Consider the following 5,469-nt stretch of genomic DNA (forward strand, 5'->3'; position numbering starts at 1 on the left):
TGGAAGTCCGCGGCGGAGATGTCGCGCCAGCCGTCTCCCTCGGGGACCGAGAACAACGCACGATCAGGGGTGGCTTCGACACGCTTCACCAGAAGGTCGGCGACGTTCGCGTCGGGATCGGCGGGGAAGATCGAGCACATCCCGCAGGATCTGCTCGATCTCGCGGAACTCCGAAGGCCCGACGGTGAGCGGCGGTGCGAGCTGGATCACGGGGTCGCCGCGGTCATCCGCACGGCAGTACAGACCGGCTTCGAACAGCGCGGGGGAGAGGAAGCCGCGCAGCAGCCGCTCCGACTCGGCGTCGTCGAAGGTCTCCTTGGTCGCCTTGTCCTTCACGAGCTCGATGCCGAAGAAGTACCCGTCGCCGCGCACGTCGCCGACCAGCGGCAGATCGAGCAGTTTCTCGAGCTCGGAGCGGAACAGCGGAGAGTTCTCACGCACGTGCGCGTTCAACCCCTCCTCGTCGAAGATCGCGAGGTTCTCCAGCGCGACCGCGGCCGAGACCGGGTGTCCGCCAAAGGTGTAGCCGTGCGGGAAGGACATGTCGCCCTTCGAGAAGGGCTCGTAGATGCGGTCGCTGACGATCGTCGCCCCGATGGGGGAGTAGCCGCTCGTCATGCCCTTGGCGCACGTGATCATGTCGGGCACGTAGCCCAGACCCGTGCACGCGAACGTGTGACCCAGCCGGCCGAAGGCGCAGATGACCTCGTCCGAGACGAGCAGCACGTCGTGGCGGTCGCAGATCTCGCGCACGCGGGCGAAGTAGCCGGGAGGGGGCGGGAAGCATCCGCCGGAGTTCTGCACGGGCTCGAGGAAGACCGCGGCCACGGTGTCGGCCCCTTCGAAGAGGATCATCTCCTCGATGCGGTCGGCCGCCCACCGGCCGAAGGCCTCGAGGTCATCGGCGGGCCCGCCCATCTCGGCCGCGCGGTAGAAGTTGGTGTTCGGCACGCGGAAGCCGCCGGGGGTGACCGGTTCGAACATCGACTTCATCGCCGGGATGCCGGTGATCGCCAGAGCGCCCTGCGGGGTGCCGTGGTACGCCACCGCGCGCGAGATGACCTTGTGCTTGGCGGGCTTTCCCTGCAGCTTCCAGTAGTGCTTGGCGAGCTTGAAGGCGGTCTCGACCGCCTCGCCGCCACCGGTGGAGAAGAAGACCTTGTTCAGGTCGCCGGGTGCCTCGTCTGCGAGGCGGTCGGCCAGTTCGATCGCCGCCGGGTGCGCATACGACCACAGCGGGAAGAACGCCAGCTCGGACGCCTGTGCCGCCGCGGCCTCTGCCAGTCGTCGCCGACCGTGGCCGGCGTTCACGACGAAGAGTCCGGCGAGGCCGTCGAAGTACTCCTTGCCCTTGGCGTCCCAGATCCGATGACCCTCGCCCTTGACGATGATGGGCACACCAGACTCGGCCATCGTGGACTGCCGGGTGAAGTGCATCCAGAGATGATCCTTCGCCATCGTCTGCAGCTCGGATTCCGACGGGATGGTGCGTGCGATGCTCATCTGGTCCCCCAGTTGTAGAGCTGCTTCTGCAGCTTGGCGTATATGAAGGTTTCGGTGGAGAGGACGCCCTCGATCGGGCGGATGACGTCGTTGATCAGTGCGAGCAGGTCGTCATCGTCCTCGCAGACCACCTCGGCGAGGACGTCGAAGGAGCCGACCGTGATGACGACGTAGTCCACGGCGTCGATCGCGGCGATCGCCTCGGCGACGCGGCGGGCATCGCCGGACACGCGCACGCCGATCATGGCCTGGCGATGGAAGCCCAGCTGCATCGGGTCGGTGACGGCGACGATCTGCATGACACCGGACTCGGTCAGCCGCTGCACCCTCTGGCGCACGGCCGCTTCGCTCATCCCTACGGTGCGGCCGATCTCGGAGTAGGAACGACGGCCGTCCTCTTGGAGCAGCTCGACGATCGTCTTCGAGACCGCATCGAGGGAAGGGTGCTTCTTCGCCGGACTCATGGTGCGATCCTCGCACTCCACGATGCTCTCGGCAACCGATTTCGCAAAATATGGCCATTCGTCCAGCGGAATCGGCAGAAAAACTCAGCTTTCGAGAGGGCCCAGCCACGCGCTCGCCGCGGTGGCGTGCGCGGATTCGGGGTCGGAGGGGTGGAACGCCCCGGCCAGCACGTCGCGGTAGAGGCGGGAGAGCTCGTTGGCGGAGAAGTACGACCCGCCGCCGGCGACGAGCATCGCCTCGTCGACGACATGCTTGGCCATCGTGATCGCGCGGTGCTTGACGCCGGAGAGCTGCGGGAACCACCGCGCGCCGTGATCGACACGGTCGTCCACATCGCGTGCGAGCGCGGCGATCTGCGGCGGCAGCGCGTCGTAGGCGATCGCCATGTCGGCGATGCGCCAGCGGATGTCGGGATCCTGGCTGTAGGCGAGACCCGTCTTCTTCGAGTGCCGCTTCTGCGCCGTCGTGACGGCGAGTTTCAGTGCTCGGCGGGCGATGCCTGTGTAGACGGACGCGAGCAGGATCTCGAAGACCGAGAAGATGCCGAACACGATGGGGTCGGGGCTGGGGCCCGGGTCGATACGGCGCACGACGTGCGCGGCATCGGCGACGGCGCCGTTCAGCCGCGTGGTGCGACTCTGCGTGCCGCGCATGCCGAGGGTGTCCCAGTCGTCGGAGGTGGTGACCGCATCCGTCCGCTCGATGAAGGCGAACACGAGCTGGGGCGCGTCGGGGCTCGTGGTGTCGAGCCCGTGCAGGCCCAGTCGCGTCCACACCGGGGCGAGGGAGGTGAAGATCTTGGTGCCGGTGAAGGAGTATCCGCCGTCGCCATCGGGCACGGCTGCGGTGTCGCTGCCGAACAGCACCAGGTCGTTGCCGCCCTCGCTGATGCCGAACGCGAAGACCTCGCCCGCCACCGCGCCATCCTGCACGAACTCCAGTCCTGGCACGCCGCGGTCGGAGAAGACCTTGGCGACGCCCGTCCACACGAGGTGCATGTTGACGGCCAGGGCGGTCGCCGGTGCGGCACCCGCGAGACGCTGCTGCAGGATCGCGGCTTCGGCGAGTCCGAGTCCGGCGCCCCCGCGCACGGTCGGCACCAGGATCGACAGGTATCCCGCGGCCCGCAGCTCGTCGAGGTCCTGCGCGGGGAAGGTGTTCTCGCGGTCATGGATCGGTGCGCGCTCGCGGATGCGCTCGAGAAGGTCGTCGGGGAGGAATTCCGCGGGATCGAACGTGCTCATGCCAGTGCCTCCAGAAGCTGACGGACGGATTCCTCCGGGCGATCGCGGTGCAGGGAGTGTCCTGCGCCCTCGACGATCGACAGGGAGATCAAGGGGTTCGCGGCGAGGACCTCGTCGGCGAGAGCACCCGTGAAGATGCTGTAGACGGCGGGGTCGGCGCCGATCACGTGCGTGATGGATCGGCGAGATCGTCCGGCGCCGCGAGGGCTGACGCAAGATCAACTGAACGCACTCATCGCCGACATCGCGAGCGACATCAACGGCTTCATCGGCGCATCCGTCGTCGACGTCGAGTCGGGCCTGCCGCTCGCTTCGCACTCGGTCCGACCGGACTTCGATCTCGACGTCGCCAGTGCGTACAACAGCGAGATGGTCAAGAACAAGCGGAAGACGATCGACGCTCTCCGCCTCGAGGCCACCCTCGAAGACATGCTGCTGACGCTCGACACCCAGCTGCACCTGATCAAGATGATCGAGGGCGATACCTTCATCTACCTCGCAGCCGACCGTCAGGCGACGAACCTCGCCCTCCTCCGCTCCGCCGTGAACCGCCACGTGGCGGCACGGCGTGCATCAGCTGCCGATCTCGGTGCGCACGGTGTAGAGCTCGGGGAAGAAGGTCAGATCCAGCGCGCGCTGCAGGAAGCCGACGCCGCTGGAGCCGCCGGTGCCGACCTTCATGCCGATCGTGCGCGCGACGGTCTTGAGGTGTCGGAAGCGCCAGAACTGGAAGTTGTCCTCGAGGTCGACCAGGTCTTCGCACGCCTCGTAGAGGTCCCAGTACCGGCTCGGGTCCTGGTAGATCTCGCGGATCGCGGGCACCAGCTCCGGGGTCTCCCGGTAGGGCTCGCGCACATCGCGCTGGAGGATCGAGCTCGGGATCGGCAGCCCGCGGCGGGCGGCGAAGCGCAGGAACTCGTCGTAGAGCGTCGGCTTCTCCCACTCGGCCGTGAGCAGAGCGAGGTTGGCGGGGTGGTCGGCGAAGACGCTCAGCATCTTCTCGTTCTTGTTGCCGAGGGCGAACTCCACCGCCCGGTACTGCACGGACTGGAAGCCCGACGAGTTGCCCAGTGCCCCGCGGAACTGCGCGTACTCGGTGGGGGTGAGGGTCGCGAGCACGGACCACTGCTGCGTCATCACGTCTTGGATGCGCTTGACCCTGGCGATGCGCTTCAGGGCCTCGCGGAGGTTGTCGCCGGCGAGCAGCTCACGCGCCGAGGACAGTTCATGCAGCAGCTGCTTGAGCCACAGCTCGGTGGTCTGGTGCTGGATGATGAACAGCATCTCGTCGTGGTGCTGCGGTTCGCTCACCGGATGCTGCGCGGTGAGCAGCTGGTCCAGCGCCAGGTAGGAGCCGTACGTCATCCGGCCGGAGAGGTCGGTGACGATGCCGGATTCCAGGGCGCGTTCGTTCTCGGTGTGCATGCGCCGAATATATCACTTTCGTGGCGAGCGTCACAGGAGTGATATGTTCTGCATCGTCGTCCCTCAGAGCGCGGGGGTGCGCGGCGGCGGCGTGCGACGCGTGCCAGGGCCGCCTGTCGCTTCGAACGCCGCCGCGAGGCGCAGCAGTCGCGTGTCGTCATGCGCCCGACCTGCGAAGGTGAGGCCGATCGGCATGCCGATGTCGCTCATCACCCCCATCGGGACGGTGACGGTCGGGATGCCGAGGTGGCGCACGGCGAGGTTGCCGTTCGCGATCCAGACGCCGTTGCGCCAGCCGCGGTCGGCGGATTCGGGGTTCACGTCCATATCGGCCGGACCCACATCCGCGACCGCCGGGAAGACCACGGCATCGAGCCGCAGCACATCCATCCACACCTCCAGGTCGCGACGACGGGTCTCCTCCAGGCCGCGCAGGCCGTCTTCGAGTTCGGGCATGTCCGTGAACGAGGCATCGGGGTGGCGGCGCACCCAGTCCGGATACTCGGCGATGTCGTCGTCGAAGCCCGTGTAGCGGTCGGGGAGTGCGCCCGGGGGGTGGGGGAAGATCGTGGCGCCGTCGACGTCGACGAGCGAGTGCAGAGCGGGGTCGGCGTTCGCCTGCAGGAAGTCCTCCCATGCCCAGGCCGAGAGATCGACGATCTCGCGGCGCAGGTACTCCGGCGACACCAGGCCGCGGGTCGCGATGGTGTGCGCCCCCGGACGGTCGCCCTCGTAGTTCGACACCACCGGGAAATCGACCTCGATCACGGTCGCTCCGGCGGCGGTGAGGTCGCGGCGGGCGGCCTCCCAGCGCTCGATGATGCTCGCCCGT

Annotated in this window: 5 protein-coding genes and 1 pseudogene; all 6 read right to left on the reverse strand. The window is 67.7% G+C overall.

The window, feature by feature from the left end:
• Positions 1-63: 63 nt before the first annotated feature.
• Positions 64-1,503, reverse strand: coding sequence for an aspartate aminotransferase family protein (locus tag KZA10_RS07085; RefSeq protein WP_256934520.1), 1,440 nt, complete (start codon positions 1,501-1,503; stop codon positions 64-66).
• Positions 1,500-1,967 (reverse strand): Lrp/AsnC family transcriptional regulator, encoded by a 468-nt coding sequence (locus KZA10_RS07090; protein WP_017828874.1) that lies wholly within the window; start codon positions 1,965-1,967, stop codon positions 1,500-1,502. The genes KZA10_RS07085 and KZA10_RS07090 overlap by 4 nt, the downstream gene beginning before the upstream one ends.
• Positions 1,968-2,051: 84 nt before the next feature.
• On the reverse strand, positions 2,052-3,212 hold the full coding sequence (locus KZA10_RS07095) for an acyl-CoA dehydrogenase family protein (protein ID WP_218682512.1): 1,161 nt from the start codon (positions 3,210-3,212) through the stop codon (positions 2,052-2,054).
• Positions 3,209-3,379: a hypothetical protein gene (locus KZA10_RS07100; protein WP_256934521.1), complete on the reverse strand. Its 171-nt coding sequence runs from the start codon at positions 3,377-3,379 to the stop codon at positions 3,209-3,211. Before KZA10_RS07100 ends, KZA10_RS07095 begins: the two co-directional genes overlap by 4 nt.
• Positions 3,380-3,785: 406 nt before the next feature.
• Positions 3,786-4,637 (reverse strand): tryptophan 2,3-dioxygenase, encoded by an 852-nt coding sequence (locus KZA10_RS07105; RefSeq protein WP_218682513.1) that lies wholly within the window; start codon positions 4,635-4,637, stop codon positions 3,786-3,788.
• A gap of 63 nt (positions 4,638-4,700) precedes the next feature.
• Positions 4,701-5,469: pseudogene (locus KZA10_RS07110) on the reverse strand (amidase family protein); the annotation flags it as partial.

Source organism: Microbacterium sp. BF1 (assembly GCF_019279095.1).
Lineage (GTDB): Bacteria > Actinomycetota > Actinomycetes > Actinomycetales > Microbacteriaceae > Microbacterium > Microbacterium maritypicum.